Raw genomic sequence first — 3,575 nt, 5'->3', positions numbered from 1 at the left:
GCCGGCCGGCTGGGCGCGGGCGGCGCGGGCGACGGCAGTACGGCGGGTGGGCCGGCCTCGGTCGGCGGGTCGGCCGCGGGAGGGGCGAGGGTGGTCACGGGCTGGGCTCCCTGGAGGCGGGACGGTGGGTGCGAGGGGGCGGGGCGGGCCCGGGGGCGCGTCGGCGTGCGCTCCCGGACCGCCCGGCCGTCAGTGGTGCTGCGGGGTGTCGCCGCCGAAGGCCGGCAGGCCCCTGCGGCGCATGTGGACGACGAGCGCGGAGCCGGCGCACACCAGCGCGAGCGCGGTCAGGCCGATCGTGCCGACCTGGGCGCCGGTGGAGGCCATCGAGCCGGAGCCGGTGCCCGTGCCGCCGGTGCCGCCACCGGTGCCGCCGGTGTCGCCGCCGGCGCCGCCGCCCGAGTCCGTGCCGCCGCCGCCGGCGCCGCCGTTGCCGGTGCCGGCGTCGTCACCGGCCGTCTCCGACCCGGACGGGGAGGGGCTCGCGGTGGGCTGCTCGCCGGTGGTGAACGCGAAGTCGGCGGAGTGCCCGCCCTCGCTGTCCTCGGCCAGGGTCAGCGTGTGGTCGCCGTCCGCGATGTCCTCGGGGACGGTGAACCCGTAGTCCTCCACGGTGCCCTCGGCGTTCGCCGCGGCGTCCTGGAAGGTCTCCTCGGTGTCGGCGAGGGTGACGGTGACCGTGGCGTCCGCGGAGTAGCCGCGGGCGGTGATCAGGACGGTCCGGCCCGGTTCCAGGTTCGGGTTCTCGCCGAGCGGGTTGCCGTCCTCGTCGGTCACTTCGAGGCCGGCGGGGGTGGTGGGGCCGGGGTCCGCCTCGTCGGTGGCGACGAAGCCGAAGGTCGCCACCTTGGCGTTCGAGGTGCTCTCGTCGAAGGACAGCGTCGTCTCACCGCTGATCGTCTGGTCGGGCACCGTGTAGGCGTAGTCCACCACCCTGCCCTCGGCGTCGACGGTGGCGTCGGGGAAGGCCGCGTTGGTCGCCGGGGACTGCGACACGCGTACCGTGGCGCCCGGCGTGAAGCCCTCGACCGTGATCAGCACGCGCTGGCCGATGTGCAGGGTGGGCTGGTCGCCGAGGGCGCCGCCGTCGGCTTCCCTGGCCGTGACGCGGTACTCGACGCGCACTTCCGCGCGGTCCTCGGCGGGGGTGTACGCGTCGGGGTCGGCGGGGGTGAAGACGGCGTCGTAGGTGTGCGGGCCGCCGATCGCGGGAGCCTCGACCGTCAGCTCCGCCGTGCCGTCGGTGACCTGGGCCGTGCCGAGCGAGGTGCCGCCGGTCCCGAACTCGACCGAGCCGGCGGCGCCGGCCGGCCGCACGGTGGCGGTCAGCCTGAGGTCCCCGCCGACCGGGACGCCGGCGGCTCCGGCCAGGTCGAGGGAGGTGGCCTGCTGCTCAAGGAGCGTCCAGGTGTCGCCGGTGACGTTCACCTTCGCCAGGAACCGGTCGCCCTCCAGGGAGGTCCCGCACACCAGCGCCAGGGTGTAGGTGCCGTCGAGGGGGGTGCCCGCGCCCAGGACGGATTCGAGCGCCGTCCGCAGCGTGGGCTGGTTGCCCAGCGGGTCGAGGGCGGCCGTGAACGGCGCCGGTCCCTCGGGCACGACGTCGGCGGAGCGGGCGAGCGGCGGCATCACCGAGCTGTTCTCCGGCAGCAGCCGCAGGACCGCGGAGTGCGGGCCGCCCTCGGCCGGGCAGCCGGCGCCGGAGGTGGCGGAGGTGGCCATGGGGCTGTCGTCGACGCTCCCCGTGGCCGGGACGAGGGTGAACCTTCCCAGGTCGGTGGCCGCGTGCGCGCGGCCGGACAGGGCGAGGACCGCGGCCAGGGCGGCGAAGACCACCGCGCAGCACGTCAGCAGTGCCACGGGTGATCTGAGTGGTGCGAGACGGTGGTTCATGGTGGTGGTGCCCCCCAGTGGGTTGCGGTCGGATCGGGAGGTGGACATGCGGCAGGGCCGGGTGCCTTCGGCAGTCCGGCCCGGACGCGGGAGAGGGAAGTGACGGGACATGCCGCGGGGCCGGGCACCCTCACGGGTGCCCGGCCGTTGTGCGAGGGGCCGACGGTGATCAGCGCTCGGCCCGGAAGGCCACGGTGCCGCAGTCGGTCAGGGTGCCGAAGCCGTAGGTGGTGATGGTGGCGGACTGGGCGCACACCTTCGAGCCGGTGCCGACGAAGGTCGACGCGATCGTCGCGTTGGTCAGCCGGGTGGTCGGGACGACGTTGTAGACGTCACGGGCCAGCGGGAAGGAGGGGTTCAGCGCGGTGCCGGTGCGCGGGGCGACGCCGTTGATGTTGCGCAGGACGGCGGCGCCGCGCAGGTCGTCGATGACCAGGTTCTGCTGGGCGGTGTACTGGGCGACGGAGAACGGGACGATGTCGCCCGCGCTGTCCAGCACCCGGCCGTCGTTCTCCTGGACGCCCTGCTGGACGCAGGAGCCCGGGGTGGCGACACCGATGGAGGTGAGGAAGAACTGGCGGGTACCGGAGTTGCTCTGCGGCAGGATCGGGGTGATCGCCACGCCGTTGAGCGACGTCAGGCTGCACTCGTAGATGGACTTGAGCTGGGCCGTGGTCAGGTTGTTGGGCAGGGCGCTGCTGGACCGCTTGGCCCAGGTGACCGCGTCCTTGGCGTACTTGATCCAGCTGAGGTCCGTGGTGGAGTTGTCCACCGGGCCGCGCGAGGAGCGGGCGAAGTCGTAGCAGCCGGTGCCGTTGTCGACGGCGGCACGCAGCTGGTCGATGCCGGCCGAGGAGCCGTTGGGCCGCGCGATGTTGGTGCAGGCGGGGGTCGCCTTGGTGGTGATGGTGGTGGTACCCGTGGCGTTCCAGGAAGCGATGATCTTGTTGTTGCCGGCGTCCTTGACGACCTCGCTCAGGCCGTTCATGACGTCCTGGGTGGTGTCGGAACCGGCGCCCGCCAGCTGACGGAGTTCGGTGGTCGGGTTGGGGTCGGCGAAGGCGGCGGGAGCGGACAGGACGCCGAGGCCGAGGGCCGCAGCACCGACGGCGGCACCGATACGCATGCGGGACTTGACGTTCACTTCGGATCTCCTCCGTGGGAACGATCGAGGAATGGACGTGCAAGCGAATCCGGATTTCGTTCTGCGCCGATCCGTCGACCGGCCGTGCAGAACAATTCCGCAGACTCACACCCGGCGACCACCAATTCCAGTGACGCATCAGGTTACGAGTCCGTTTCCTAAGTGACTCCAAGGGAATTCAACACACCGTGTGCGGATTCCCCGGGACAATGTGCGTCCCGGGGAATCCGGGGAATTTCGAAATGGGTCAGCCGGTACCGGCCGCCCGGCGGCCGGAGAGCCACACCATGGCCGGTCCGGCGAGCCCCGCGACACCGCCGGCGACGAGCACGCCGAGCAGCACCCAGCGGACCAGCCCGAGCGCCTCGGCCGGTGTGAAGCCGCCCGACCGGGCCACGTTCTGCTGGGCCGGGTCGGTCTGCGCCGGGTCGGCGGAGGACCCGCCGGTGCCGGATCCCCCCGCGCCGGCCGCGGCGCCGGCCGGGTCGCCGGCGGTGCCGTTCGAGCCGCCGGCGGTGCCGCCCGGGTCCGCGGCGCC

2 protein-coding genes and 1 pseudogene are annotated in these 3,575 nt (G+C 73.6%); all 3 read right to left on the bottom strand.

The genetic code is table 11. The annotated features are described in order from the left end of the window. Positions 1–189: 189 nt before the first annotated feature. The gene (locus tag ACFF45_RS35115; RefSeq protein WP_381351083.1) at positions 190–1,860 is read right to left on the bottom strand and encodes a hypothetical protein; all 1,671 of its coding nucleotides are present in this window, start codon (positions 1,858–1,860) and stop codon (positions 190–192) included. Between the two features lie 202 nt (positions 1,861–2,062). After that, positions 2,063–3,037: a substrate-binding domain-containing protein gene (locus ACFF45_RS35110; RefSeq protein ID WP_381351082.1), complete on the bottom strand. Its 975-nt coding sequence runs from the start codon at positions 3,035–3,037 to the stop codon at positions 2,063–2,065. 247 nt (positions 3,038–3,284) lie between these two features. Then, positions 3,285–3,575: pseudogene (locus tag ACFF45_RS35105) on the bottom strand (hypothetical protein); the annotation flags it as partial.

The organism is Streptomyces cinereospinus, assembly GCF_042430725.1.
GTDB lineage: Bacteria > Actinomycetota > Actinomycetes > Streptomycetales > Streptomycetaceae > Streptomyces > Streptomyces cinereospinus.
The sequence above is the reverse complement of the archived record's forward strand: the minus strand, read 5'-3'. Positions and strand labels throughout refer to the sequence as shown.